A 464-nucleotide genomic window follows, 5' to 3' on the forward strand; every position below is an offset into this window, starting at 1 on the left:
ACCGGAAACGCCAGCATCACCGTTGGCGATATTGACGCTGGAAGCACTGATGCCTGTGGAATCGCAACCACGACAATAGACAAATCAACATTCACCTGTGCAGATGTAGGTCCGAATACGATTACCTTAACCGTAACGGATGTAAACGGAAATACTTCAACTTGTACAACAGTTGTAACCGTTGAAGACAACGTAGCACCAGTAGCAAATTGTGCTGCACCGTTTACGATTCAATTAGATGCAACTGGAAACGCAAGCATCACTGTTGGCGATATTGACGCTGGAAGCACCGATGCCTGTGGAATCGCAACAACCACAATAGATAAGTCAACATTCACTTGTGCAGATGTAGGTCCGAATACGATTACCTTAACCGTAACCGATGTAAACGGCAATACTTCAACCTGTACAACAGTGGTAACCGTTGAAGACAATGTAGCCCCTGTAGCAAATTGTGCTGCACC

Annotated in this window: 1 pseudogene; it reads left to right on the forward strand. The window is 45.7% G+C overall.

Features of this window, described 5'->3' with window-relative positions:
- Positions 1–464 (forward strand): annotated as a pseudogene (locus K8089_RS16345) (HYR domain-containing protein); the annotation flags it as partial.

The organism is Aequorivita vitellina, from assembly GCF_022008365.1.
In the GTDB taxonomy this organism is placed as follows: domain Bacteria; phylum Bacteroidota; class Bacteroidia; order Flavobacteriales; family Flavobacteriaceae; genus Aequorivita; species Aequorivita vitellina.